At 53.9% G+C, this 26,564-nt stretch carries 26 protein-coding genes, 1 tRNA gene and 1 pseudogene; 8 read left to right on the top strand and 20 right to left on the bottom strand.

The annotated features are described in order from the left end of the window. Window positions 1-289: 289 nt before the first annotated feature. Both BUQ90_RS08630 and BUQ90_RS08625 read left to right on the top strand, forming a co-directional pair. A complete protein-coding gene (locus BUQ90_RS08630; RefSeq protein WP_204244754.1) occupies window positions 290-1,243 on the top strand; it encodes a hypothetical protein in 954 nt (317 codons plus the stop codon). A gap of 36 nt (window positions 1,244-1,279) precedes the next feature. Next, window positions 1,280-2,434 (top strand): glycoside hydrolase family protein, encoded by a 1,155-nt coding sequence (locus BUQ90_RS08625; protein WP_074204596.1) that lies wholly within the window; start codon window positions 1,280-1,282, stop codon window positions 2,432-2,434. An 8-nt stretch (window positions 2,435-2,442) separates the two neighbouring features. On the opposite strand, the gene BUQ90_RS08620 is transcribed toward BUQ90_RS08625, so the two are convergent. Both BUQ90_RS08620 and BUQ90_RS08615 read right to left on the bottom strand, forming a co-directional pair. Continuing rightward, window positions 2,443-3,204: a hypothetical protein gene (locus BUQ90_RS08620; RefSeq protein WP_074204595.1), complete on the bottom strand. Its 762-nt coding sequence runs from the start codon at window positions 3,202-3,204 to the stop codon at window positions 2,443-2,445. A gap of 95 nt (window positions 3,205-3,299) precedes the next feature. Further along, complete coding sequence (locus BUQ90_RS08615; RefSeq protein ID WP_084192578.1) at window positions 3,300-5,624, bottom strand: TonB-dependent receptor; 2,325 nt, start codon at window positions 5,622-5,624, stop codon at window positions 3,300-3,302. Window positions 5,625-5,838: 214 nt separating this feature from the next. Here BUQ90_RS08615 and BUQ90_RS08610 point away from each other — a divergent pair, with 214 nt between their 5' ends. Beyond that, a complete protein-coding gene (locus tag BUQ90_RS08610; RefSeq protein WP_074204994.1) occupies window positions 5,839-6,132 on the top strand; it encodes a YciI family protein in 294 nt (97 codons plus the stop codon). Window positions 6,133-6,963: 831 nt separating this feature from the next. Here the strand turns inward: BUQ90_RS08610 and BUQ90_RS08605 are convergent. The 4 genes from BUQ90_RS08605 to BUQ90_RS08590 form a co-directional block, all read right to left on the bottom strand. Further along, entirely contained in the window at window positions 6,964-7,368 is a 405-nt protein-coding gene (locus BUQ90_RS08605; protein ID WP_159437072.1) for a nuclear transport factor 2 family protein, read from the bottom strand. 115 nt (window positions 7,369-7,483) lie between these two features. Beyond that, complete coding sequence (locus BUQ90_RS08600; RefSeq protein WP_074204593.1) at window positions 7,484-8,050, bottom strand: carboxymuconolactone decarboxylase family protein; 567 nt, start codon at window positions 8,048-8,050, stop codon at window positions 7,484-7,486. Between the two features lie 41 nt (window positions 8,051-8,091). Further along, window positions 8,092-8,490: a hypothetical protein gene (locus BUQ90_RS08595; RefSeq protein ID WP_074204592.1), complete on the bottom strand. Its 399-nt coding sequence runs from the start codon at window positions 8,488-8,490 to the stop codon at window positions 8,092-8,094. A gap of 28 nt (window positions 8,491-8,518) precedes the next feature. Continuing rightward, window positions 8,519-9,127, bottom strand: coding sequence for a hypothetical protein (locus BUQ90_RS08590; protein ID WP_074204591.1), 609 nt, complete (start codon window positions 9,125-9,127; stop codon window positions 8,519-8,521). A 156-nt stretch (window positions 9,128-9,283) separates the two neighbouring features. Between BUQ90_RS08590 and BUQ90_RS08585 the strand changes: the two genes are divergently transcribed. After that, on the top strand, window positions 9,284-10,210 hold the full coding sequence (locus tag BUQ90_RS08585; protein WP_074204590.1) for a LysR family transcriptional regulator: 927 nt from the start codon (window positions 9,284-9,286) through the stop codon (window positions 10,208-10,210). A gap of 306 nt (window positions 10,211-10,516) precedes the next feature. Here the strand turns inward: BUQ90_RS08585 and BUQ90_RS08580 are convergent, their stop codons facing one another. The 3 genes from BUQ90_RS08580 to BUQ90_RS08570 all read right to left on the bottom strand — a co-directional run bounded on the left by BUQ90_RS08580 (window position 10,517) and on the right by BUQ90_RS08570 (window position 16,962). Then, window positions 10,517-15,301, bottom strand: coding sequence for a hypothetical protein (locus BUQ90_RS08580; protein ID WP_143182766.1), 4,785 nt, complete (start codon window positions 15,299-15,301; stop codon window positions 10,517-10,519). Between the two features lie 202 nt (window positions 15,302-15,503). Continuing rightward, a complete protein-coding gene (locus tag BUQ90_RS08575; RefSeq protein ID WP_074204588.1) occupies window positions 15,504-16,328 on the bottom strand; it encodes a hypothetical protein in 825 nt (274 codons plus the stop codon). Window positions 16,329-16,629: 301 nt separating this feature from the next. Next, window positions 16,630-16,962 carry a hypothetical protein gene (locus tag BUQ90_RS08570; RefSeq protein WP_159437071.1) on the bottom strand — a complete coding sequence of 111 codons (333 nt, stop codon included), beginning with the start codon at window positions 16,960-16,962 and terminating at the stop codon, window positions 16,630-16,632. Between the two features lie 87 nt (window positions 16,963-17,049). On the opposite strand from BUQ90_RS08570, the gene BUQ90_RS08565 reads away from it, so the two are divergent. From BUQ90_RS08565 to BUQ90_RS08555, 3 genes are read left to right on the top strand one after another with little or no spacing between them, the layout of a single operon-like run. Next, a complete protein-coding gene (locus BUQ90_RS08565; protein WP_074204586.1) occupies window positions 17,050-17,292 on the top strand; it encodes a DUF3489 domain-containing protein in 243 nt (80 codons plus the stop codon). Further along, entirely contained in the window at window positions 17,289-17,747 is a 459-nt protein-coding gene (locus BUQ90_RS08560) for a DUF2924 domain-containing protein (protein WP_074204585.1), read from the top strand. The genes BUQ90_RS08565 and BUQ90_RS08560 overlap by 4 nt, the downstream gene beginning before the upstream one ends. Further along, window positions 17,740-19,356 (top strand): recombinase family protein, encoded by a 1,617-nt coding sequence (locus BUQ90_RS08555; protein ID WP_074204584.1) that lies wholly within the window; start codon window positions 17,740-17,742, stop codon window positions 19,354-19,356. Before BUQ90_RS08560 ends, BUQ90_RS08555 begins: the two co-directional genes overlap by 8 nt. Window positions 19,357-19,564: 208 nt before the next feature. On the opposite strand, the gene BUQ90_RS08550 is transcribed toward BUQ90_RS08555, so the two are convergent. The 7 genes and pseudogenes from BUQ90_RS08550 to BUQ90_RS17870 all read right to left on the bottom strand — a co-directional run. Beyond that, a tRNA-Phe gene (locus BUQ90_RS08550) sits at window positions 19,565-19,640 on the bottom strand. Between the two features lie 100 nt (window positions 19,641-19,740). Beyond that, complete coding sequence (locus tag BUQ90_RS08545) at window positions 19,741-19,944, bottom strand: DNA gyrase inhibitor YacG (RefSeq protein WP_074204583.1); 204 nt, start codon at window positions 19,942-19,944, stop codon at window positions 19,741-19,743. An 8-nt stretch (window positions 19,945-19,952) separates the two neighbouring features. Next, window positions 19,953-21,380 (bottom strand): sodium-dependent transporter, encoded by a 1,428-nt coding sequence (locus tag BUQ90_RS08540; RefSeq protein WP_074204582.1) that lies wholly within the window; start codon window positions 21,378-21,380, stop codon window positions 19,953-19,955. 51 nt (window positions 21,381-21,431) lie between these two features. Beyond that, window positions 21,432-21,812 (bottom strand): histidine triad nucleotide-binding protein, encoded by a 381-nt coding sequence (locus BUQ90_RS08535; protein ID WP_074204581.1) that lies wholly within the window; start codon window positions 21,810-21,812, stop codon window positions 21,432-21,434. A 3-nt stretch (window positions 21,813-21,815) separates the two neighbouring features. Next, a complete protein-coding gene (locus BUQ90_RS08530; RefSeq protein ID WP_074204580.1) occupies window positions 21,816-22,133 on the bottom strand; it encodes a phosphoribosyl-ATP diphosphatase in 318 nt (105 codons plus the stop codon). A gap of 179 nt (window positions 22,134-22,312) precedes the next feature. Continuing rightward, the gene (locus BUQ90_RS08525; protein ID WP_074204579.1) at window positions 22,313-22,576 is read right to left on the bottom strand and encodes a PEP-CTERM sorting domain-containing protein; all 264 of its coding nucleotides are present in this window, start codon (window positions 22,574-22,576) and stop codon (window positions 22,313-22,315) included. Window positions 22,577-22,813: 237 nt separating this feature from the next. Then, a pseudogene (locus BUQ90_RS17870) lies at window positions 22,814-22,909 on the bottom strand (hypothetical protein); the annotation flags it as partial. A 13-nt stretch (window positions 22,910-22,922) separates the two neighbouring features. Here BUQ90_RS17870 and BUQ90_RS17865 point away from each other — a divergent pair. After that, window positions 22,923-23,246 (top strand): hypothetical protein, encoded by a 324-nt coding sequence (locus BUQ90_RS17865; protein WP_074204578.1) that lies wholly within the window; start codon window positions 22,923-22,925, stop codon window positions 23,244-23,246. A 245-nt stretch (window positions 23,247-23,491) separates the two neighbouring features. On the opposite strand, the gene hisF is transcribed toward BUQ90_RS17865, so the two are convergent. The 4 genes from hisF to hisB form a co-directional block, all read right to left on the bottom strand. After that, window positions 23,492-24,268, bottom strand: a complete 777-nt coding sequence (gene hisF, locus BUQ90_RS08515; RefSeq protein ID WP_074204577.1) for an imidazole glycerol phosphate synthase subunit HisF — start codon at window positions 24,266-24,268, stop codon at window positions 23,492-23,494. A gap of 327 nt (window positions 24,269-24,595) precedes the next feature. After that, entirely contained in the window at window positions 24,596-25,321 is a 726-nt protein-coding gene (gene hisA, locus BUQ90_RS08505) for a 1-(5-phosphoribosyl)-5-[(5-phosphoribosylamino)methylideneamino]imidazole-4-carboxamide isomerase (RefSeq protein ID WP_074204575.1), read from the bottom strand. Beyond that, window positions 25,318-25,968, bottom strand: coding sequence for an imidazole glycerol phosphate synthase subunit HisH (gene hisH / locus BUQ90_RS08500; protein WP_074204574.1), 651 nt, complete (start codon window positions 25,966-25,968; stop codon window positions 25,318-25,320). Before hisH ends, hisA begins: the two co-directional genes overlap by 4 nt. After that, window positions 25,931-26,536, bottom strand: a complete 606-nt coding sequence (gene hisB / locus BUQ90_RS08495; protein WP_074204573.1) for an imidazoleglycerol-phosphate dehydratase HisB — start codon at window positions 26,534-26,536, stop codon at window positions 25,931-25,933. Before hisB ends, hisH begins: the two co-directional genes overlap by 38 nt. Window positions 26,537-26,564: the final 28 nt, after the last annotated feature.

Genomic DNA, 26,564 nt, shown 5'->3' with positions numbered 1-26,564 from the left:
ACCCTGATCAGAGCCTTGCGCTCCGATAAAATCAAGAGAGCATGGATGGGCGGACAGTGAGGAACAGATAAGCAAAAAAATCACCTGCCGAGGATTTTGGTGCAATTTGAGTCCCCTGGCTCGCTCTTCATCCTAGAATCCAGGCCGAAGTTGTCATAGCCAGGGTGCGCGGTTGTTGTCCGAAGCCCAACTGGCCTAATGTTGTCGGGAAAGGATTACAGCCGTGCAAAATGATTTGAGCAATTCCAGCGAAGACAGACCTGCCACCCCGCCGGATTCCCTGGACTTGATGAGCAACCTCGGACGGCGCTCGGTTTTATTGGGTATGGGCGCTCTTGCGGGAAGTGTCGCAGTTCCGGTGCAAGCGAAGGACCAGGACGACAAAGAGAACAAAAAGGAAGCCAACCTTCCAGATCGCCCGGACAGTCCGCGAAAAAGCAAACTCACAGAAGCCCAATGGAATGGCAAGCCATGGATTGCCGAGAAACAGGGCAATTTTGATTTGAATGACAGACGGGACAATCAGCTCGCGACATTCAAGATAACCAATAATCTGATCGGCAAAAAATCCTACATCGTGATGTTTTCTCGGGCGCTTTTGGGTCCCCAAGGCACCGGCGGATCAGCACTCTATGGACATATGGGTTTTTGGACCTGGCAGCTGCAAGTTCCGACCAAGGAAGAATTTCCGGACGCGCCGGATGGCACGATTGTACAACGCGCCATGTACACCGGCATGATTTTGGATCCGATTACTTATGAACCCGTGGATACGATCTACAATCAATATCTCGACAAGAATGTGAAACCGGTCGATTCCCTGTTTGCGGAAAGCTATCTGTTTTATCCGGAGGGCGGGACGAACAGTGTGGATCGCGCGAACTTCATCCAGGATGATCCGGAACTGAAAAAAAAGCTTCGTCCGACGTTGCGTTGGGGCGATGATATCGCAACTTTCCTGGACGGCATTTTTCAAAGTGAAGGCCCACATCAACCCAGAATGGACAACTCCATCTGGACTTCCAACTATGCGGATGTGATGAATCCGGGAGTTGGCCTGGTTAAAACCGATTATAATTTCGCCGGCATCATGCGTGCCTGGGCAAGGCCATGGATCGGAATTGGAAAGGATGATGATGCCCAGGTTCTCTGGAATGTCAAAGGCACCAAAATGCACTCTGCCGATGACTTCCCTGACTTGGTGAGAGACAATCTTGTAGCCAAATATCCCGATCGGGTTTGAGGTTTGGCTCCGTTCCACTCAGCCGGAGAGGTCATAATGGAATTATCAAGGCGAAAATTTGTTTTCAATGCCGCGGCTGCGGGTTCTGTCTCGATGTTGGGCTTTCCAGGTCTGGCAAAGGCCCAGGTCACCCGTCAGGACGGCCTGATTCTGGGGAAAGGTCCAAAGGGACGGTGTGACGATGCCAAAAACGGAGGCCCGTTTGTTGTCTGGCGTGAAGATGAACAGCTTTGGTGGCTATATTATTATTGCCGGAGCACAGACTTTCCCGAGGGCGTGGCGCCGGGCTTTGGTACAGGCAGTATTGCGCTCGCCAAGTCCAAAGATGCCATGAACTGGGAACGTTTTGATGGTCCACTGAAAGGGGGCGCCATCATGGTCCCTGAAAAGGAAACACCGGGGGCGTTCGATTCCGAGGCGCTCGGGCTTGGCAATGTCATCTATCATGATGGCGAATGGATCATGACCTATTTCGGCGGTGATTCAGTTGCCCCTGAAATCGTTGATGGTGTGGAAGTTCACGAAGGGTATAAATATAAGGGATATCGTTGTCGTCCGGGAATGGCGCGGAGCAAGGACGGTATCAACTGGACACGTATCAAGGGGGCGTCTGTCGGCGGCGCGTCTGTAAGCGGTGAAGACTATATCTATAGCGCCTTTCCAACCACATTTCATGATGGCGAACAATTCGTCATGTATTACACGGCCCTGTCACCCAAAGTCGCTTACTGGGACACACGCGTGGCGGTCTCAAAAAACCTAGTGGATTGGGAGGAGAAAGGCTCTGCACAATGGAAGCAAGAGCCCAAAAGATGGGAAACACAAGGCATTGTTACCCGTCATATCATTAGAAACCCACTGTCTGTTGGCGGTAAATGGCTAAAGGTCTACGCGGGTCTGGATGGCCGCTTCTTTCCGGCGATCCGGCAAGTGGCCCTGGCGACCTCGGATGATGGATTTCTTTGGGATCATCTCTACGATGAGCCGATTTTCGGGCCGGGGAGTATCAACAACTGGGACGGTGGAGGCACTGCCTATCCGCATATTTTTCCGGTCGGTGACAATTTCCACATGGTCTACTATGGATTTGCCAACAAATATAACAAGGAAGAGCCAGGCCGCGGGATTGGTCTGGCCATCAGCAATGGCGAGGATATGAAATCATTCAAACGTCCCCGGCCGGGCAGCTAGATTTGCAGCTACCGGTTTATGCTGATCGAGAGATCGGCGCGTGGTTTCCAATATCGATGTGATACAGATGTCGTGAGGCGTTGCAGTTGAGATTCAAATTCGGCGCTGTGACGGGCATCGATCTTGACGGCTATTTCCTCGTCAAAGTCACGCATTTCTTCTGCCGAATTTGCCGCTTTCAGCAATTCCAGCACAGTGCCTTCGCTGCCAACTGACAGCCATCTTGCATGCAAGGCCGAGGAGACACCGGCCTGTTCCATGCGATCGCGATAATCCATTACAAGCTTTTTCACAGCTGCCTTGTTTTCACTTTCCATTGTATAATGGGAATAGCGCACAAATCCGCTGCGATAGGACTCCGGCGGGCTGTATGTCAGCTCACCTGCGATACGCGAGACATAGCTGTTATAAGACCCGCTGATTTGCTGCAGCTTGGTCACGGCTGCCCTCAAATCTGCATCGTCGCTATTGCGATATTTATCAATATGCTCTGCGATTGTGGCCAAATCGGCGTAAGATTTGATAATAAATAATATCAGACGCCTGTTACCGCTTTCACTGACCACCGTATAGAATGGGAAGCTGTCTTTCATGGCTCTGTCCGCAATGACTCGCCATGATTTGTCAAATGCCGCAGCTTGGCTGCCGTCAATATCCAGCGTGACATTCAGACGCATCTGAAAAGGCTGTTCCTGGGCCTGCGTCGATGCCGGTGCGAGGAATAGAAACAAAATCATTGCCGGCAATTTCAGCAGATAGTTCGTCATCATATTGCCATCTTATAAATTGCGTTCCTCGGTCGCTAAAAAAAGGCGAGAGCCGACAATGCCAGCCCTCGCCAAAATTTCAAACCTGACGGCATTGGTCAGTTAAAGCGGGCAACGGCCGTCAAACCAAATGTCCGTGTGTTGCCAGGGAATGTCCGCGTACTTCTGATCCCACAAGCATTACACGACCCAAGGAAAGCCCCATCATTGACAGGTGTCAAACGCGTAATCGACTTGGTGTTCAGGAGATTGTCAACCCAGAGCGAAAATTCATAATTTTCACCTTTCAATCCTATTCTTGCATTGGCCAGATTGGTAGGTCCAAGGCGTGCAAGGTTGAGGCTGAGCGGGAAGCTTGAACCTTCATGGCTGAAATCAAGCCTGCCATATAGATCATATCCATCAAAAACCTCCGGAATGGTATATGTTGCGCTTCCGAAGAACGAGACTTTGGAGGTTCTCGCAATCCGGTTACCGCTTACATCGGCACTACAGGTCGACAATGGAACGACCGCTGGCATGACCAAACCGCATGACTGTTCAACCGCACCATCAATGAAGCCGTCATTGTAGCTTGCATCAATGTAAGTGGCCGCCGCCCGGACGGTAAGATTGTCGGTCAAACTCACCGTGGCATCAACCTCGATACCTTTGGAGGTTGCACCGATACCATTGAAGGTAATTGGGCCCAGTCCCAAAGATGGCGGGGCAGTAGACTGAAGTTCTGTCCAATCGATATAATATAGAGCAGCGTTCACGACCGCACGGCCATTCCACAAAGTCGCCTTTGTACCTATTTCGTATGTCCAGTTTCTTTCTGGTTCGAATACGAAATTGGGATCCGTGGTCGCCAAGCTGGCATTGATGCCGCCACTTTTTGTACCTCGGGCTGCATAAGCATAAACCAGAACGTCATCATTGAGCTTATAGTCAATAGACGCGCGGCCGCTCCAGTAGTTGAAGCTTGCTTCAGCTGATGTCAGCGGTCTGCTAAACGCCGGGAGGAAAAAGATGTCAGCTTGGTCGGTTGCTGTCTGATCTTCCCAGGTATAGCGGAATTCACCACCGATATTGAGCTGGTCTGTTACCGGAACCGAAACAGAGCCAAAGACCGCATCGATTCCCTGTATCAATCGATTTCGAACAGAAGTGATAGCCTCTAGCGTTGTTGGATCAGCAAACAATGGGGTGATCGTTCCCAACACAACCCCCGAAGTGGAGTCATATCGGGAGTAACCAACCAACCAATCGAAGCTTGAGTCCGGTTTGGATGCCAGCCTTACTTCATAAGATTGTTGATCAGATTCATCTCCGGTGGAATTGGTCAAGAACTGTGTCGTAAAGGTTCCGAAGAAGGGAACGTTTACAGCATTGGGATCTCCCACATTGTCAAATCGGGCTACAAAACTCGAATCAGAATGTGAGCCGTTGAACGTCAGGGTTGCAAAGTCGAGATCAACTTCCGCATTGGCATAAATCAACGTGTAATCGCCGACATTACCGGTTCCAGAGCCAATCAAATCAACACTGTTGACGTTTGGAACATCACCTTCGAACAGGCTGAAGACTGTGGTGCCACCGATGTCGAAGCTCGCGCCACCGGTGTTGGCTGCAACGGGGAGAAGGCTGAGTGCTGGCTGATCTTCTGCAATTTCATTTCTGGCTGCAAAAACATTCAGTTTAAGTGGGCCAGCTTCGAAGACTGCGGACAAGCCATAGGTAAGGCGCTCATCCCAACCACCCAGATTATTGTTTGAGCGAACATTGTTGATGGTGCCATCAAATTCACTTCTGCCGCCAAAGACCCGGACTGCAATATTTTCACCTAAAGGCAAGTTTACCGAGCCTTTGATACTGTAGAGTTCGTCGCTTCCGATTTCCCCTTCGATTGTCGCATCAAATTCGCCTATTTCAGGAGCTCGTGTGCGATAGTTAATGGCACCGGCGAATGTATCTCGGCCGAACAATGCACTTTGCGGGCCTTTCAAGACTTCAACCTGGCTGATATCCAGGTTGGCAAACTCAAGCGCTGCGCGATTGTTTATAAAAATACCATCGATAAACACACCCACATTGCCCTGAATGGCCAGCTGATCGGTCTGTGCAAGGCCGCGAATGGTTGGTTCTGAAAAACCACCCAGTTGCCGAAATGATAGTCCGGGCGTCAATTGCGCGACATCTTCCAAGCCGAACACATTGGCATCTCGCAGCTCATCTTCCCCGATGGCGGTGATCGATATCGGCACTTCCTGGAGTGATTCTTCCCGCTTGCGGGCCGTGACAATGATAATATTGCCTTCATCGCTGTCGGCGGTTTCCGCGGTTTCCTGTGCCAAGGCCTGGCCCGTCGGAACAAGCGAGGCCGCGCCGGCCAGCAGCATGAACTTCAACATTCTTGAAGGTGATGATGTTACTGATGTCATGATTCTTCCCCGATCCCTTTGGTGTTGTCTATTTCGCTAAAGGGTAAGCGAACGATTTTCGGTCACGGCAACTTTTTGATCCTAATTATCGCCTGATGAGTATTCAGGCCTGGTCTGCATCACATCCACCCTCACCATGACATAGATAATGCGGGCCCAAAATGAATTGGGAAATATGCAGTTGCCTGTTGGAATCATCTTGAGGAACAAATCAATGACGCAGAAACTATTTGCCATCGTCGCCCATGACAATCCGGGCGGAAGTGCGGCGCGCAAGCAATATCGTGATGGTCATCTTGATCATTTTCGTCAGATCGCAAGCTCGATTGCCGTGGCGGGGCCTTTGATCGACGGTAATGGGGACAGCGCAGGATCATTGATAATCGTAAAGGCTGACAGCGCCCGAGCGGCGTTGCAGCTCCTCGATGGCGATCCATTCGTTTCAAAGGGTGTCTGGTCCGAGTTCGATGTAAAGGCCTTCAAGGCCGCTTCGGGAGAATGGGTTTAGTTTCTAGGTGTGCGGATGTTTCTGCTCCCGCTGTTCCCGCGTTGATCCAAACCGGCTATGCCCTTGATACCCGCCATTCACGAAATGGCGATGGTGATTCAGGAAATGGTCCGTAAATTTCTTGCGGGCAGTTTCCCGCGGTCCGGCCATATGGCAACTCCCTGACCGGTTGGCAAAGATGATCCATGAACCGATGGGGTACCCCAAGATTAGCTCTACATTTCGATGGGATATTATATATGCCAGCAGATGAAATGCAGACGCGCTATTGAACAGATGCTTGCACCCTCTGGCCTTAACATGGTCCGCCATATCAATCCAAACCCTTGCCCACTTTAGCCTGTGGAGCAGACGTAACATCTGGTCTCCCCTAATAGCACAGTTGTTTTCGCTCAAACTCTCGCCCGATACAGTCTGTCTGTTTGAAGCACCGATTTTCGGGTACGCAAGTCCCCAGAAAGATGCGATAAAACCGCGCCGAAATCTAAGATAAGTTACAGATATAAAAGAGTAAATTGTGTGATGACGGTTGCAATCCTCAGTGAACCGGTCTGGGCGGCGAAATTCCTTGTTCCGCGGGAATTTATAGAGAAATCTTGCAAATTTGGGCTGTGTCGGAGGAATCTCATTGCTTGGAGCGTTGTGTTTCTGCGAGTTTTCATGACGAATTTCCTAAAGAACAAAGTAGGAAATTCTCGAACAAAATCAGGTAATTAATGCATTTGTGCAGGGAAGGGGATCAGTGTCCGTTTTGGGCGCAAAATCGGATACTAGTTCGATGCAAGCTGACATTCAGATGGCGACCCAGTTAAAGACGTATGACGGCTCGATTCAACTCGCTTGCACTGTGCGGGCTGTGGTGAGTGTATCAATATACTGTTGGAAGCGGACAACTTTGCCGTCCTTAACCGTCCAAACATGGGCGGCTTGTGCGTCAAGTTTCTTACCTGTTTTCTTGTGCATTCCGCTGTAGCGTCCCATTGTCACGACCCGATCCCCGCCATCGACAATGTCGTTCATTTGGATGGAGAACCCATCCCAGTCTTCAGCCGTGCGGCTAAGAACGCCTTCCATGATTTGTTTGATGCCGCGATAGGGATTTCGATCCGCGTATGGAAAGTTTTCCGCCTCGTTCCATACAACGTCGACCGCCAACGCGTTCGTGAATGCCTCGATATCTCCTGCCGCAAACGCCGCATAAATTCTCTCAATTAGTTCCTTTGAAGAGCTCGCCATAATCATCTCCTTACAATTAGCTACCAGCTTGGGATTGGGCCCGTCGGGCGCCATCCGGCAGTGTTAAAATTGTGCTGCGGCAAGAGGTTGCCTGCCCCTCTCGCCGCAACAGAGTTCAAGCCGCCTCAGCGCTGCTTCGGGTCCACGTAAATTTCGTGAACGCAAGATCAACCGGTGTTTGAGCGATGTGATTGGTGTAGTTGCTTATAACCTTTTGTGCTACGCCGAGGATGACCTCGAGGACTTGCTGCTCGCCATATCCAGCGGCATAAAATGCCTCCAGGTCAGCATTTGTGAGGTGGCCGCGATTACGCACAACCAGAAGTACAAAGATGCGCAAGGCTTCCAACTTGGCATCATTCAAGGGTGCCTCGTTTCGAAGCGCTTCACTTAGCTTTGGATCTACATTCATCATGCCTGCAAGCGCGGTATGCGCCGGAACGCAATACGTGCACTCATGCTCAACATTGATGGTTTGCCAGACGACAGTCAGCTCTCTGGCATTGAAGCTAGTCTTTTGAAAGGCTTGGTGAATGGAATTGTATGTCTGAAGCAGCTGTGGTGCGCCAGCCATCACTTGAAACAGTCCGGGCGCGAAGCCGAAGGTTTTTTCGGTCTGTGCAAGTGTCTCTTTTGCACCTTCGGGTGCGGTTTCAACGGTGTGTCTGGTAAGTCTAGTCATTGGGAAGTCTCCTTTTCATAGATGGTTGGAAAGCGATGGGGTTAGGCAATGCTCTTTTGTCCGCCGAACCATTTTGCGGTCTCGCGGATGTCGAACAGCAGCGAAATCGAGTTTACGACAAAGATCAGCGCATAGGCGATATGGGTGAAGCTCGAGTTTGCAGGGGTCTGAGCGAAATAGGCTCCTAGGATCAGAACCTGTGGCGTCCAGAAGACGAGATGAGGAAGCGCCATCGCAGCGGAAAACCCGTTTTGCACCCAGGCAATGCCAAGGTTGGGGATGAAGCCAAGCATCGATAGGAGTGGAATGATGAAGCCGAGTGGGCCATCGACAAGCGCAAGTGTCAGGAAGTTTGCCGGCGCAAGAACAAGCATCATCCAAATTTGGGTCGGCACAGTAAGGCGTCGAAAGGAAGCGTAGAGGTCTGTAATCTTTTTCATGGTCGGTCCTCCGTCATGGGTTAGCGGTTTAGCTGGCCAAAGCGGTCACAGCGGTGGGAGATTTGTAGAAATCAGCGATCGAGAGGGCGTTTCGCTGTCCGTTCTCTTCGAGTATCAGTTGCGGGACGCCGCGAAGGTTCAGACTTGCCAGGGTCGCTCTGGCCCGCGCTGCGGTTTGACCAGCGGTTTCCGCGCCCTCTTCAAGGGCTGCGCTCACTCCGAACCGCACAATAGCCGCTTCAACGGCGGAGCGGTTTTGCGCAGATACGCCATCGATGTAGCGTTGGTTTTGTAGATTGTGCGCAAGCGCAATTTCCGTTGCTGCACCGTGATCGTGCACCAATCCCGCTGCCCAAGCAGTAAACGTCGAATCCAGAACTTCAGTGGGCGATTGGATCACCTGATCCACGTAGCGCTGATCAAAGTCCTGCCCGGACAGCCCGGCGACCCGTTTGTCATGTGCGAGCGCCACTGTTCCGAAACCATCAGCCATACGATGGGCTTTTGCGCCTTGAAAAAGGTGTAGGTGGAGCATCTCCACTTCGGCACCGCTTTCGATCAGCGCGGCAATTGTGGGATGCGCGCCTCGGCACCAACCGCAGAATGTATCGTAGATGTATGTGAACCGACGGGACATTGCTTTTGCCTTTTCCTGAGTGTGTTTCAACTGTTGGGGTAGATCTAAGCGCCCCAACTTGTCATTGAAAGGCAAACTCTGTATAATCAGAGTCAACTAAAAGATGACGATCTAAGGCGCGTTCATAGCAGTGCTTTCAAAGCGGAGACGGCATACATGTCTGAGAACCTGAATAGGCTTGCCTACTTCGTGGCGATTGCCGAGGAAGGCACAATTACCGCAGCAGCCGCTCGCTTGCGGGTGTCCAAAGCGGTTGTAAGCAAGCAGCTTCAACTGTTGGAAGATGACCTTGGGGCGACGCTTGTTCTTAGAAACACCCGGCATTTCCATCTGACCGAGACGGGAGAGGCTTTCTATGAGGCAGCCCGCGTCGCGGTTGTGCAAGCGAAAGATGCTTTTCATCTCGTAAGGAAAGGTCGCGATGAGCCCTCAGGAGAGCTTCGCATTACGGCACCGCTTGACTTTGGCATTGCCTATGTTGCGCCTGCCGTTGCAGCGTTCAGCCTTCTCTATCCTGCTCTCGCGATTGATCTAACGCTAAGCGATACGCGCTTCGATCCGGTAGAAGCACGGTTCGACATCGCCTTTCGCGTCGGCTGGTTGGAGGATTCCGCCAACACTGCCCGGAAACTGACCGGGTTCTCTCAGGTCATGATTGCGGCCCCATCTATTGTTGAGACATTCGGCATGCCGCAGACGCTTGACGATCTTGCACGCCTCCCATTCATCGAGAACAGAGCGCTAAAGACTCGCTCCAAACTGACCTTCACCGACGAGCGGGGCCAGATACGGGACATAACTTTTCAGCCGTCTGTAAGCGGAGACACGACACAGGCCGTACTGGCGGTCGCCAAGGCCGGTGGTGGCATAGCAAACATGCCAGATTTCGCAGTCGTCAACGCGTTAGAGACAGGTAAGCTCATCGACATACTTCCAGAATTTGCGTTGCCATCTGGAACGATTTCTGCCGTGTTCCCTCCAACCCCTTACCGTTCTGCAGCGACGCGCAAATTTACCGACTTCTTTTTCGACAATTTTCGCCAGGAGTATAGGCGATCCAACAATACTGAGGATGGACTGTGACAATCAGCGCCCAGTTTGCGCGGCAAGTCTCCGCTGGCTTAGGTTGATTGCACTTAGGCCGGGCTTTGCAAATGTTCGCTTTCACCCACAGTTTGGGACGTGGGATATGCTCTTTGGAATGTCCGCTTTCGGGATTAAGCGGACACACTGCACCTCTCCCCTTCAACATAAGATAAATTATCAACCGCTTCCTAAAGTCCGCATTGCGCCCCAGTTCACGACGTTCAGAAGCCTAAAAGTTGATCCCGGAAGCAGTCGTCATGCAGTGTATGCAACTGATCTAGCAGATCTCTATTTGAGGTGCGTTCACCGCAGAGCGCGAGCGCGATCCTGCAAGGTGAGTGCATAGGGTACCTGGTCCCGGACCATGCGGCCGATTATGTTGTTCAGAGCTTGGCGAGAGTCACGATTGGCAATAAGCTCGACGCTGTGTTCTGCCAGCAGGGCCTGAGCCAATTCAGCGAGCGCCGACCCGGCATTACCCCGAAGCTTGGACTGGTCTTCATCTAACGCCTTCTTGATCCAGCGGATTGCATCGATTCTGAGGCTCGATCCCGCGGTCGAGGCAAAGAAGTTCGCAAACGAAGCAAGCGCGCTATCGTCATGCGCGATATGACTTGATGCGAAGGCTTCGTAGTAGGATGCGAGCGCTTTGACATGCGCCATGACCTCCGAATTGCTGGCGATCTGATGTGCGGCATCAATCCCTAAGATGTGTCGCAGGATACTGCGGCCCTGCCACCATTTGCCTCCTTTTAGCCAGTCTGGAGTGAACACGAACGCAAGCATCGCGTCCCAGTTGGCAATGAAGTTTGCCGGATCAACATTTTTGTACAAACGCAGGAACAGGCAATCAATCATATGCTCAAGCGTGAACTCGCCACGCGGGCCAAGCGCCAATACAGGTTCCCAAAGTATCCGGCTTTCGCTAGCATTGCCCATCGGAATACGCGCCGCTATCGTGCGAATAACAGCCAGGCCAAAGTCATCAACACGATCAAAACCGTCATACTCGTCGAGTGGCTTATAGGGATCATCGCGTAACCGCCATTCCACGAAATCCCACAGCATGCGGATTACCCGACGGTGTTCCGCGTACTCATCGGTCGAGGGAGATATCTCCTCTTGAAGCGCCCAGTCAAAGGTAGCAGCAAGGATTTGCGTGCCCATGCCAAACGAATAGCGTCGATGCAGATTGCGGTGACCATCTTCATTCATCTGTTGCCCGGAGGATCGACGGAAGCGGCTCTTCCAAAGCCGCTCGATGCGTTGGGCTAGTGAGACAAGATCGAAGGTTGCGGGACATTTGCTTGCAACGAGGGACCGAAGGGCCAAGCGACGGCGCCAGCGAAGGATTACTTCAATGGACCCAGGTTCATCGTGATATCGTGGAGACAACCCATTCAACACGGCAGCAAAGACGGCGACCTCGATGATCGCGTTATAAGATAGGCCGAGCTCATCGCGAAGGCCCCGAGCTGCCGCCGTGATGGTACGAACGATACTGATTTCGCCTGTCGCCAGGGCATAACTTAGGATTCCATCCCAACGATCAGGCGATCCATAGCCAAGAGCTTTGGCATAAATAGCACCCACCGATGCCCAGGCGAGGCCTGGGCCATAATCATGGCAGTCGTCCAGCGGCTCCTGTATGTCTTCTAAAGGGGGCATGGAACGTTCGAGTGCTAAGCTCAGTCTTTCCGCGACAGCTGTGTCCCTTGTCACCCACTCGCCCGCACGAGCAAACAACAGTGCCGCAATTGCTGTCTCGATGATGCTCCGTTCGACAGAATCGAAATGATCTAGGTCATCCCGCTCATCCAGCGCACCGTAGAGCTCTGACGATTGTTCTGCACTCAGCATCGTACCGAGCATCTGCTCTAAACTTCGGAGCACCATGGCGAGATTGGGTTTATCAGGTTGAGTCGGTTGAAGGGCTTCGATCTCAGCTGCCATGTCCTCGGGATATCGGAAGGCCCAGACCATCTGGCCCTCGGCGTCGGGTTCCTCCTGCCAGTTCACGGGGTCGAGTTCCGCCACCAGTACGCGCAGACGCAGGTCAAATTCGTTTTCTGCTGCGGGCCAGGCCGTGAAGGCCTTTTTGGCCTCATTATCAAACGCCGGGTCACGCCGCCTCAGATCGCGGATGATCTGCTTGAGTGATATTACGCGATGCTCTGCATGCTCCCATTCAAGTCCGATTTCACGAATCTTCTCGCCGGCGCGATACCAAGTAAACGCGTCATGGCCAAAGCGGTGGTTCAAGCGGTACTCGTCGTTCAAGATTAGAAATGGAGAGGTTAGGAGCGGTGCAAGCGGGCCGCGAAGCAACTGTGGGTCGAGCTTCGCGCAATCGGCCAGAATACCGAGGATAGCCGTAGAGCCGGACCGCTCAAGCAAAAAAGTGCACAGATCTTCAACATTTTCGCCTGCATTGATTTTTATCCATAACCAGCGCTCAAGAGCGTCTAAGGCTGAGAAAAGCTGACTATTCGTGGCACGCCGTGTGTGCGACCAGTCGAGCACCTGTGAACCGCCAACGAACTCTCGTTTTGTACCATCTATCAAGACTAGTCGTATCGGCGCAGAGCGATTGTTGTATTCTTCTTTGGCGCATTGCTCGGTGCAAAATTGCACGAGCTGCAGCAAAGCGACCAGCGCGGGTTTTGCAGACTGCAGCAGAAAAGGAAAAAATGGACTGTTCCAGTAGAGAACTGGGCGGTCGTCATGATTCCAGTTTAGGCCCAAGCGAAAATCTAGGCTCATGGCCCTCATTTCCTCGACAGGAATATCTTCGACAATGCAGGCTAGGAGAACCTCCGCTGCGATTTCTGGTGCAACCTTCATGAGCGGACCCAGCGCTCCATCTCTCAGCACAGCCCTCCGGAAAGCCTCGTTGAGGCGCCCTTCTGGGCCTAGTGGCCAAGGAGGAAGTTTGCGGGGGCTAGATATCGGTATGAATGGAGTCGCTTTCGACCGGGGTTGCGAGGCTCGCTTCTTTGCCTCTTCACGGCGCTTCCACTCTTCCGCCTTTAGCACGTCGACCTTGGCTTGTACCTCTTCTCCCAACGGTTTGCGGCGAGCCATCTCTAACGCAAACGCTGTTACCGCTTCCAAATTGTCTTCGGCACCAGCCAAAGCAGCCGTGAAGAGCTCACTTTCTTTGTCCGAGCCCCCCCCGTGAAGGGAATAGACAATATTTTCAATCTGAACGACGCGCGCTGTTTCGATAGCAAGCTCCACTATCCCGGCACGACCAAGCACAAGATTATCGTTGATGCGTGTAGGAGTCTTAGTCAGCCAAAACCGGCAGATTTTCGAGACGATCCTCGAACCGAAGGGAGCAATCTCTAATCGATGTTTAACAAGGAAGCGTATCAGTGGCGACCAGAATGCCCAGATCGGCGAACGCATCTCGGCCTCGGCGTAGAGTCCAATGTCTGAATCGAGTGAACCGACCAGCGACTGCTCTGGAACGGTTGCGATATGCATGAATCTCGCGAGCAGCCTATCGAGCAACTTGCCATTGTTGGCGAAAAGCAGGCTGGTTCGCGCGGTTAGATAGTTGTCTGCAAATGGGTCAAGGCACAGTGCGTCCAGCAATACGTCGACAGCGTCCGTAAGCTTCGCTGACTGGGCGGCAGCGAATGCCCAATCCCAGCCTTTATTCGCCTGATCGGGCTCACGCAAAAGATATTGACCAAACATTTGAAGTGCCGCGACCCATAAGGGCTGGTTGGCGAGCGCCGCCCATCTCTTTACCTCATCAGTGATTTCCTTCAAAAACTGATAGCGTGCCCAATCGGAGGCCAAGTCGTGCTCGAAACTGAGTCTGTTTCGATCACTCAACTTCAATGGCATTTGCTGGCGACCGGATTTCCAGGCGGAGCGTTCAGCTGCGCTGAGGCCCGATAATGCAAAGCTGCGTTCATATTCCGCGTCTCTAAGGGCAAATGCGATCATGAAGCTGTGAAGGTCAGGATCGCCGCCGGTCCAGTGTGCCCAAAGCCGGTCGGCAATCTGCGAGCGCGCCGCCATTCGACCCGCATCGGCGCCAGCGAATAAAGACCCGGCAGCGATGATCCAGGCCAGCACACGAAGATTGCCTAGTACGGCGACCAAAGCATCGTCATAGGCATGCTGAGCTAGGGCTGGAATGCTCTGGAGTGCTTCTTGGACTTGCTCTGGTTCTAGGGCTGAGACGACGATGGCATTGCCACCGAGCGCATTGACTAGCGGGTCAAGATGCACCTCGAAGCCTGCGCGTTGTCCAATGGCGATAACCCACCAGCTCCTGTCGCCGTTCAAGCGATGATCGACGAGACTGAGCACCATCTCGCTGAGCCGGGAGATGGTTATGGCATCAGCCCGCTCGACCGCATCCAGAACCAAGATGTTTTGCGAGTTGGTTGTCGCCTTGAGCAAGTCGGCAAGAGGCGCGGTGAGTTCCAGCCGGCCACGTTCGGCTTCGCTCAACGCAGCCTGAAGTGCTTCCGGGCCGAGCCAGACCTGACGCGCGTCGGGAAAGTGTGTGTCGAGCATCGTTTTGACCAAGGCAGACTTCCCGACGCCGGAATCACCGCTGACAACACAGGAGCCAGCAGCTTCCAGTGCCGCCAGCAGCTTTTTACCGTCGCGGATCACCGCATGGCCATTCGGTAGACTGGTCTCAATGGTATCGCGTTGGTCTCGGGTCAGCGCAGCGAGACGATCCCATGATTTGAAGATGCCGGAATGGCCATACTCAACCCAGGCACTGATCTCCGCCTCGTGCGCAGCCTTCCATTCGTGTAGCTTCTCGACAGTTGCAATCGAGGGATTGTCATCGATCCACTTGCCATGGATCGCACACATCCATATCCCGTTTGACGCAGCGCTTTTTTGCGACGCAGAGAGCGTCGCGTCACTACGCGGACCTTTGGTGGCGGCCGCAACAATATGAGCAGCAACACCCGTCATTGTGATCCCACTCGCGCGATCTTCAGAAGGGCCAACGGTCATCCGACCGCAGGTGGGATGCGAGCAGATATAACCGGCGCGTTCTGCGATCCTGCGCTTCGTCGCAGCTGTGAAATCATCCCGGTCTGCCATATCCAATATCTACGACTTTAAGGTGTAGGCACAAACAAAAATTGAGAACGTCTAGTGCAAATCACGGTGATGAACCCAACGGAAGTCTACTCACGCGCAAAGATGGCGGAAATCGGAAGGACCTTTAACGACCCAAACATTCAATTCTTTCGGTTAGGAAGGTCGACCCTTCGACGAAAGCAAGAGAATCTGGGTTGAGGAACTATAGGACGCCTGTACGACTAGCGCGTTCTCTTTCCCTTTGTCGAAATCTTTTGACATATGGCGCATCAAACAAATCATCCGGTCCGATATCCAATGCGCAATTTGCTAGTGAGGCCAACGTGTCATCAGTGAGGTTAAATTTTTCAGGAAGCTGCAAGCTGCTGTATTCTTGAGCTTCTTTCAAAGACTGAAGCAGGGCTTTGAAGAAGTCGGCACGTGATGATCGAGTTCCGCTAGTCGCTGCTGCAGTAACCTGATCATTTGGTGTAGCCTTAGCTTCTCGTGCATCCATTGCAATTACGTCGATAATTTGACCCAAGTGGGGCCAATACTTGAGGCCAAATCTGTGAGTTAAAACCTCCAGTTCCTCTTTGACCCAGTGTTCAAATAGGACGTTATCTTTCCCCGCCTCCTCGATTACATCGCAAATGTGATAGTGAGTACGGCTGTAGAACTCTGACTTCTCATGTAGCGCTTCCCGTTCTCGGATCAAATTTGCGACTTCAGCTGCTTTATCGGCGATCACCATGTTTAGGTTGTCGATCTGCTTGCGATCATCTCGCATCTTTGCCGACTGTTCAGGCCTCCAGAGGATCGCAATGCTGAACAATCGATCAAAGAACAATTCCAGCGCTTCGGGCCGATCATTTAGATTCTCGCAAAGCTCACTATAGGCGTCGACTAGCTCCGGACGCCTCTTCAGCATAACTTCTATGACACTATTTTCACTTGGCCAGATCTGACGTTCAGAATTGTACTGATGTTTAAGTCTCAGTACTTCCTCGCACCTCAAAATTGCTGCATTGTGTTTATTGGTTTCCATGTCTCACTCCAAACTTTCTGATCATTTCTATACCAGAATTTTGAGTCACTGAGGTACCTGAAGACAATCCCGTTGGCCTTGGCTCCGGTACCAAGAGTGCTAAATTTCAGTCGTCAGATTGGAATATGGAGCATGGCTGCTTGGAAGGATTGGAGGCGTGCAAGCAAACGTAGAGTGCTTCGAACGACCGTCCCCTCCCGATTTCGCAGTAAGGTCCGCAACTGCGTTGGAAACGGCAAGGCAGCTCTCAATCCGCCGCCGCTGCAAAGAAGACGGTCCGCAAACGGCCCAAAAACCGACGCTAACGATTATTCATCAATTTGATCGCGTCGATGTGGATGGTTGTCTCATCTAACGCCGAACGGAGGTCAACGACCAGATCGCCGATATCTTGAACACTGATTTTGGTTGCCTGCCCTTTCACTGCAATTTCATGGGCATCCTCAAGCCTTGCAGTGATCAGCGCAAATAGTCCAGAGCGCACTTTGGCAGGATCAATTTCGTCATCATCGGCCATGTCCCTACCCATGCTCGCGCTCGCCGGGAAGTCCACATGCAGCTTTTCGAACATTTCGAATAAACGACTGGACTTCAATGCTCGTTCGAGCATTGCTGTTGGTGTCGTCACAAACACGACGACACGCCGCCCGCGCCAATAAGCGATCCGCGGCTCGGGTCAGTGGAAGCGCTGGATCCTCCAGCGCCAAGCTGGAGAACCAAGATGGCAACCACAAAACCACAAACCAAATCCGCAAAAGTCATTGCGTTGCTGAAGCGCGGCAAAGGCGCGAGTATCGATGAGATTTGCAAAGCAACGCAGTGGAAGCAGCACAGTGTGCGTGCTTTCCTCACCGGCCTACGCAAAAAGGGATTTGTGCTCGCACGAGAACAACGAGGCGATGAAGCCACGATCTACCGGATTACGCGGGCGCCCGATCAAAAGGTACAGCAGGTTGCAAAATGAGCGGGCTCGAACAACAGTTGGCTGCGCTCATGGCCATGCCTCCTGCACAGCTACGTTCGATGTGGCGGGATACTTATCGATCCCCAGCCCCCGATATCGGTCCTGATCTGCTGAGGCGCGGGATCGCCAATCGGTTGCAGGAACGTGTTCATGGAAGCCTGACGGGTGCAACAAAGAGAGAAATTGCGCGATTGCAGAAACGTATCGAGCGGACGGGTAAGGCAGGTCCTACTCATGCCATATCTCTAAAGAATGGCACGCGTCTTGTCCGAGAATGGAATGGCAAAAGCTATCACGTCCTGGTTTGCGATGATGGTTTTGAGTTTGAGGGGCGTCACTATGCCAGCCTTAGCCATATTGCCCGGGAGATAACCGGGGCTCACTGGTCGGGTCCGCGTTTTTTCGGATTAAGGAAGCGCAGCGAATACAAACCCAGAGTCTCAGCCAGTGAGTGAAGCAAAGTCAAAAAAACACTGCGCCATCTACACCCGTAAATCAACCGAGGATGGTCTGGAGCAGGATTTCAACAGTCTGGATGCGCAGCGTGAGGCATGTGCAGCCTATATCCTGAGCCAGGCCAGCGAAGGCTGGGAGGCTATTCCCGAGCTTTATGACGACGGCGGCTGGTCAGGCGGCAATATGGATCGGCCTGCCCTCACCCAATTGTTGGATGATGTGAAAGCGGGAAAGGTCGATGTCATTGTCGTATACAAAGTAGATCGGCTGACGCGCAGTCTTGCTGACTTTGCCAAGATCGTTGAAATCTTGGATGAAAATGAATCCAGCTTTGTCAGCGTCACCCAGTCATTCAATACTACGACCAGTATGGGTCGGCTGACCCTGAATGTGCTTCTGTCCTTCGCTCAGTTTGAACGTGAAGTCACAGGTGAACGGATCCGCGACAAAGTGGCTGCCTCCAAGAAGAAGGGCTTGTGGATGGGAGGTGGTGTGCCCTTCGGATATGATGTTGTCGATCGCCAGCTGGTGATCAATCAGTCCGAAGCAGCAACGGTCCGCCATATGTTTGAGCAATATGCTCAGATTAAATCCGTACCCCATCTCGTCGACGAATTGGCTGCTAAAGGCATCAAGACCAGAGAACGGAAATGGAAGACCGGAAAGAAGGTTGGCGGCATTTTCTTCAAGACAGGTACGCTCACGCATCTCCTGCAAAATCCTGTCTACGTTGGCAAAATGAGACACAAGGATGAGGTATATGAAGGCATCCACCAATCCATAATCTCGCAAGAGCTGTTTGATCTGGTCCAGTCGATCTTTCGCACTAACCGCAAAGACAATGCGCTGGGTAAGAAAAGCCGCAATCCCAGTTTATTGACTGGCATGATCACCGATCCCGACGGAAAGCCAATGACACCAGCTCATGCGAGCAAGGGATCAAAAAAATATCGCTATTATGTCACCCGAACTCAACCGGGAGACAAATCGACCAAATGGCGGATGCCAGCAGGAGAGATTGAGCGGCTGGTTGTTGATGCAGTTGTTCAGAATTTGGAACGCACCGATGCAATAGGAGACGAAACTGCGCAAAAACTGTCCGACCAACTTGATAGCCGACAGGAAATTGCGAGCGCCCTGCCCGATTTATCGATCAAGAAACAGCGCGCAATACTGACAGAGTTGCAAGTCCAGGTGCAGGTGAAAGCTTCAACGGTAGAATTGATATTTAGACCCGAAGGTCAGGATCGACCGACATCTGTATCCATTGATGCCAAACTGGTGTGCAAGGGATCCGAAGTAAAACTAGCGATCCCGCCAGGGAACGGCAGCTCAAAACGGCAACCCGATCCCGTGCTGCTGCGATTGGTTGCTCATGCATTTGCAGCTCAAGATATTCTTATACGCGGAAAACCGTCCTCAATGATCTCAGAATACAGTCAGAGGCATATTCAACAGCTGGCCCGCATCAGCTATCTCGCTCCTGATATAATCAGTGCCATTGTCGATGGCACGCAACCGATCGATCTTACCGGTCGCAAGATCCTGCGCATCGGCAATGTGCCGCTCTGCTGGAAAGCACAGCGCGAGCTTCTCGGCCTCAACTGAAGCCGAAAACCATCTAAAACCAAAAGTGCATCCGGTGCCAGCGTTTCGGGCCATCGAGACACTCGGCCATTTTAACCCGATCCGGCAGCTGACAAATGGTCTCTGGTTGCGGAGTAGCACCGGTTCAACGGGCTAAGCCACGGAATTATAGGGAAGAATTGCACAAAAGTGCGCAGAGTTCAGAGACACAGGAAATTTAGGAAAAAGGTGGTGCCCGAGGGCGGATTCGAACCACCGACACAGCGATTTTCAGTCGCTTGCTCTACCAACTGAGCTACTCGGGCAATCAGGGATACAAAGCTGTGTATCCCAAAGAAGAAGCGACGCTATAGGCGGCACATGCAGGGATTGTCCAGTCCAAAATGGCCGATTTTTCGCAAGATTTCAGGAGTCGTTTTCTTGACCTGATCCCGTATGCAGATGGTCCGCCAGCTGGTCAGGTGAAACCGCCGGTCCGGGCACCTTGTAACCCTCCCCCAGCCACTGCAGCAAATCGCGATCCTTGCAGCCGGCGCTGCAGAAGGGTGCGAATTGCCGGGACTCCGGTTTTGAACAGAGCGGGCAATCTTTCGATTCCGACGAAGCCATATTGCGCCTTATCCCAAAAGCTGCGGGAACAGGCCAAAGAGCAGGATCAGGAAGACCGCTATTGGTGCCACCCAGCCGATCAGGAAACGATATATGCCGAGCATTCCGCCCGACAGTCCGGTTTCCGCCTCGACCAGCTTCCTGTCCGCTTTCCAGCCGATAAATATCGATGTCAGCAGGGCCGTCAGCGGCAGCAGCACCTTGCCGACCAGACCATCAATCGTGTCGAAAATATTGGCCTCGGCAAACAGCGGCCAGAACGGCAACAGCCGGACATCAGACCAGATGTTCAGTGAGAGCGCACAGGCGACTCCGACAAGAAAGATCACGCCGCCGGCAATCCACGCCGATTTGGGACGGCTCCAGCCAGTTTTCTCCTTCGCCCAGGCCGTGACGGCTTCCAGCAGCGATATCGAACTGGTCAGAGCGGCAAAGAAGATGAGCACGAAGAAGAGAAGCCCGACCAGCGATCCGGCCGGCATGGTGTGAAAGGCGATGGGCAGTGATTGAAATACCAGCGTCGGTCCGGCGGCCGCATCCAGTCCGACCGCAAAGACGATCGGAAAAATCATCAGACCGGCAAGTATCGCCACCCCGGTGTCGGTCAGACCGATCATCACGGCGGTCGGCGCCAGCTTCGTCTCCTTCGCGACATAGCCGCCATAGGTAATCAGCGCAGCCGAAGCGACGCTCATCGAAAACAGCGCCTGTCCGAGCGCCTCGTTGATCACCGAGGGCGACAATTTGGAAAAGTCCGGGGTAAAGAGGAATGCCAGCGCCCTGGCGAATTCCCCGGTAAACGCCCCGTAGATGGTGATCATCACCAGCAGCACAAAAAAGGCGGGCATCAATATCGTGGCGGCTTTTTCTATGCCGTCGGTCACGCCGCGCGCGACGATCCAGATGGTGACGCCCATGAACAGGACGTGCATGCTCAGCAGCAGCCAGTTATTGGCAAACAGATCGGTCATCCTGGTGGGAATGGTCTCTGGCGATTCCGCGGCCAGCGCCCCCGCCATGGGATTGCCGGAAAAGAGCGCGCCGAGAAAATCCGCGCCCATCACACCAACATAATAGAGGACCCAGCCGGCGACGACACTGTAAAAGGTCAGGATCGCCCCGGCCCCCAAAATGCCAAAACCGCCAAACAGGCCCCATTTGCGGCTGACACCGGAATCCTCCGCTACCTTGATCACGCTGTGATAGGCATCACTGCGCCCGTGCCGTCCGATCAGGACTTCTGACAGGACCATTGGCAAGCCGATCAATACCACGCAGCCAAAATAGACGAGGACGAAGGCGCCGCCACCATTTTCGCCGGCAAGCGTGGGAAAGCGCCAGATATTGCCCAGTCCCACGGCCGCGCCCACCGCTGCCAGAATAAAGGCCCATCGCGAGGACCATCCTTCGCCACCCGGTGCAACTGCGCCTGCCATATCAACTCCCTCAGTTTTGTGTTCCGTCTCTGCGGATTGTTGCAATTGTACCTAGACTCTCGAAAGCATCGGGCCAAGCGGTTTCCCGGCAAAAATATGGACATGGAGATGCGGGATCTCCTGATGCCCGTTCTTTCCGATATTGGCGAGCAGCCGGTAGCCAGGCTCGACCATCCCCGCAGTCCGGGCCACATGGCCGACCGCGCGGACGAATCCGGCGATTTCCGTTTCGCTTGCCGTGGCCGAGAAATCATCCCAGCTGACATAGCGTCCCTTGGGTATCACGAGGATATGATCGGGTGCCTGGGGATTGATGTCGTGAAAGGCCAGGGCATGCTCATCTTCATAGACCGTCTTGTTCGGGATCTCCCCCCGCAGGATTTTCGCAAAAATATTCTCGTCATCATATGCTTCGGTCGCATCAATCGCCATTTGTCAGCCCTTTCGTGCCGCTTTTTCATCCAGCCCGGACAGGCCTTCCCGTCGGGACAGTTCCGCCAGAACGTCGTCTATCGAAAGATCCATGTCGGCGAGCAGCACCAGCAAATGGAACACCAGGTCCGCCGCCTCCCCGGTCATGCCGGCCTTGTCATCCTGCACTGCCGCGATCACGGCTTCGACCGCTTCCTCGCCCAGTTTCTCAGCCATTTTCGCGCGCCCCTTGCCCGTGAGACTGGCGACATAACTGGCCGATGGATCGGCATCGCGCCGTTGCCGGATGGTGGATTCGAGATTTTCAAGGATATCGCTCATCCTGCGGGTTTTGCGCGCGGGACAAGCCGCAGGTCAAGCCTTTGCACAATATCTGCCAATTTTCCCTCCGGGCCGCCCGCGAACAGACAAAGAAAAGGGCCGCTGAAACCCCCGTTTGCGACCCTTTCCCGCCACGACGACAACATAAATGCTTCGCGCGGCTAACTGAATATCTCGCGCTACCTGCCGTCGCGGTGCCTCTTCGCCGCGTAGCGACCGACCACCAGCCCGGTAATGCCGAGCGCCAGCATGATGATATTGGAAGGTTCGGGAATGGGTGTGCCGTCCTGTTCCGCAGCGGGTGCCGCAGTTGGAGCTGCGCTGGCAGCATGGTCCGTTTTCGTGACGTTTTGGGCAGCAGCTTGTCCGGCGCTCAAGGGAGCAGCAACGGTGACAAGGATGCAGGCGGTTGTGGCCACAACCGAAAGTCTGGACAAAATCATTCCACTACTCTTATTTTTGGCCAAACAGCCAAAAAACCCGCAATGGTCAGGCACGCAAAAACGCTGCCAAATCACGTTTTGGGAGCCGTTTCAGGTGTTTCAGTGGTTAACGGAATGTAACAGGGACCGGATTGTGTAAGTTAATCCGACATTAACTATATGATCCAAATGGACGTTATATTACAATCAGATAGATAGATCTTCTGATGTATTATCTCGAGTTATCTGCAGAGAATGTCAGTCGCGATTTTTGCGGCGCCGTTGAATCAGGCGCCCTGCGGCCAGGCCACCAGCACCCAGTCCAAACAGCACAAAGACCGCCGGTTCGGGAACTGGTGTGCCGCCCGTGGAACCGCCCGGATGGCCTCCGGTTGAACCGCCGCTGGAGCTGCTGCTCGAACTGCTCGAGCTGCTGGAACTGGAGGAAGACGAGGATGATGACGAAGAGCTGGTAGAACCGCCAAAGCTCGAAGAGCCCCCTGTAGAGGTCGAAATACCGCCGGTAGATGTCGAAACACCGCCGGTGGATGTTGAAACCCCGCCGGTTGAGGTGGAGATGCCACCCGTCGATGTCGACGTGGAACCGCCGCTGGAAGACGATCCGCCGGTAGAAGTGGACGTGGAACCCCCGGTGGAGGTCGAGCTGATGCTGCCGGAACTGCCGCCATAGCTGGAGGAGCCGCCCTTGCGCGGTTTCTCGTAGGAGCTTTGCTGCTGCGCCGGATAAATCGCCAGCGCCGGCGTTGCCAGAACCGTCGCCAGACCTGCCAGTGTCACATGAACCATCATATTGCGCATCATCATTCCCCCCAACGTCCCGGAACTGGTTTCCAAACCGTTAATGGGAAAACGGAGTTAATATTCTGTTAAATTAGATGGTTAACAGATTATTATGACATTCTGTACCAATTTGGATCAGGCCGGCGGCAAGCTGTGACGCGCCGGAAGTCCCGCGGCGCGCAATGCCGCATGCGCCTCCGAAATGCTGTGCTGGCCAAAGTGGAAAATCGAGGCCGCGAGGACCGCATTGGCATGGCCTTGCTTTACACCGTCAACCAGATGATCGAGCGTTCCCACGCCGCCGCTGGCAACCACTGGCACCGACGTGGCATCGGCAATCGTCCGGGTCAGTTCGAGATCATAGCCATCTCGGGTCCCGTCGCGGTCCATGGACGTGACCAGTAGCTCCCCTGCCCCGAGTTCCGCCAGCCGGATCGCATGTTCAACCGCATCAACCCCTGTCGGCTTGCGGCCGCCATGAGTGTAGATTTCCCAGTGGCCCGGCTCCACAGACCGGGCATCGATCGAGGCAACCATGCACTGGCTGCCAAAGCGTCCGGCAATGTCGCTGATGACCTCCGGACGCGTGACGGCGGCGCTGTTCACGGCCACCTTGTCTGCTCCCGCCATCAACAGCGCCCGCGCATCATCCGCACTGCGCACGCCGCCGCCGACCGTAACCGGCATGAAACAGACTTCCGCCGTCCGGCGCACGACATCAATGATTGTGTCCCGTTTTTCGTGCGAAGCGGTGATATCCAGAAAACACAGCTCGTCGGCGCCCGCCCGGTCATAGGCCCGCGCCTGCTCAACCGGATCGCCGGCATCCTGCAGATCAACGAAATTAACGCCCTTGACCACACGCCCGTCGGCGACGTCAAGACAAGGTATGACTCGGATCCGGACGGTCATTCTACAAATTTTCCTCCACGATAAGAAATTGACAGCTGTCTGACTTCCCGCATTGATAAGAATTCCAATTCCCAATTGCGATATTGATCAGAACTGGCACAATGAAAGCTAGGCACAGTGCAATCGATCTCGTTACTAGCCGCAGATTTGTGCGCCGTTTTATGGGAATTCTTATCAGCAGAAAGTCACTCGCCAGAAAGACAATGATGGCGCCGAGCCCTTTCTCAAGACCCCATGTCGCCTGAGAAAACCCGAGAATCGCCAAGGACAACCAAATTCTCATTTCCGGAGCCGTAAACCGGCTAGTGGTCGATCCCTTCTTGAAACTCATCGATTGGCCATCGCTATCGCTGTCGCCAGATCAAGCCGGCCGTCATACAGCGCGCGCCCTGTAATCACGCCTTCGATGCCATCCTGGGCAAACTGGCTGAGCATGTGGATGTCATCCAGACCCTTGACCCCGCCACTGGCGATCACCGGAATATCCACCGCCCGCGCCAGATCCACGGTCGCCTCGATATTGCATCCGGTCAGCAGGCCGTCGCGGCCGACATCGGTGAACAGCACCGAGGCCACACCGGCATCTTCAAACCGCCGCGCCATGTCGATAACTTCGACTTCGGACACATCGGCCCAGCCTTCGGTGGCGACCATTCCGTCACGCGCATCAACAGCAACGACAATACCACCTTCATATGCCCTCGCCATGTCCCTGACGAATTCCGGATCCTTCAGCGCCGCCGTTCCGATCACCAGCCGGGCGACACCGAGCCCGAACCAGCGTTCCACCGTCTCGCGGTCACGGATCCCGCCGCCAAGCTGCACATAGCCCGGAAAACTGGCGACAATCGCCTCCACCGCTTCAGCATTTTTCGGCGTTCCGGCAAAGGCGCCATCAAGATCGACAACATGGACATGTTCGGCGCCCGCCTGCGCGAAAAGCCCCGCCTGCTCGGCGGGATTGTCGCCATAGACCGTCGCCCGGTCCATATCACCTTCGGCCAGTCGCACCACTTCGCCGGATTTCAGATCGATGGCGGGAAAAACAATCATGGTTTCCACTCCAGAAAGCGTTGGAGAAAGGACAGGCCGTAAGCCTGGCTCTTCTCGGGATGAAACTGCACGCCGATGACATTGTCCCGGCCGACGGCCGACACCAGCGGTACCCCATGGGCGGTGGTTGCCAATATGTCTTGCTCATCGGTGACACGAAAATGATACCCATGCAGATAATAGGCTTCGCCCGCCTCCAGCAGACCGTGCGAAGCAACCGGTTCCACGTCATTCCAGCCCATATGGGGAATCTTGATGTCTGCCGATGCCGCTTCAATCGCCTGGACCGTGCCACCTATCCACCCGAGACCGGCATGTTCACCAAATTCAATGCCTCGGTCCGCCAGCAATTGCATGCCCACGCAGATCCCCAGAAACGGGACCGTATCTGTGTGAACCCGGCTGTCCATGGCCGCAATCATGCCGTCAATGGCAATCAGCGCATCCCGACAGGCACCAAAGGCCCCCACTCCGGGCAACACGATCCGGTCTGCCTTGGCGACAAAATCCGGATCTGCGGTGACTTCCACCCCGGTCGCACCGGCGGCCTGCAGGGCATTGTGCACGCTGTGCAGGTTTCCGGCGCCATAATCGATCAGCGCGATGCGTTCAGCCACCAAGCTGGCCCTTGGTCGAGGGAATGGCATCGCCCTTGCGCGGGTCGCGCTCGATCGCCAGACGCATGGCGCGGGCGAAGCCCTTGAACAGGCTTTCGGCTATATGGTGATTATTCTCGCCGTAGAGCAGTTCCATGTGCAGCGTGATGCCGGCGGCATCAGCCACACTGTGGAACCAGTGCTTGAACAGCTCGGTATCCATCTCGCCCAGCCGTTCCTGGGAAAAACCCGCATTCCAGGTCAGCCAGGGGCGACCGGATATGTCGAGTGCCACGCGGCTCAATGTCTCGTCCATCGGGGAATAGGCGCTGCCATAGCGAACAATCCCGGCCTTGTCGGCGAGCGCTTCTTGAAGCGCCTGGCCCAGCGCAATTGCGCTGTCTTCGGTGGTGTGATGCTGATCCACGTGCAGATCACCCTTGATCCGCATGGTCAGGTCAATCAGCGAATGGCGCGAAAACTGTTCGATCATGTGATCGAGAAATCCGATGCCCGTGGACACGTCATAGGTCCCCGTGCCGTCCAGGTTCACCTCGACGAAAATCTCGGTTTCCTTCGTATTTCGCTCTATTGTCGCGCTGCGCGTCGCTTTGGTCATGGACGATGCCTATAAAGACTTGAGTTTT

Source organism: Parasphingorhabdus marina DSM 22363 (genome assembly GCF_900128895.1).
GTDB lineage: Bacteria > Pseudomonadota > Alphaproteobacteria > Sphingomonadales > Sphingomonadaceae > Parasphingorhabdus > Parasphingorhabdus marina.
This window is presented reverse-complemented; position numbering and strand designations above follow the sequence as displayed.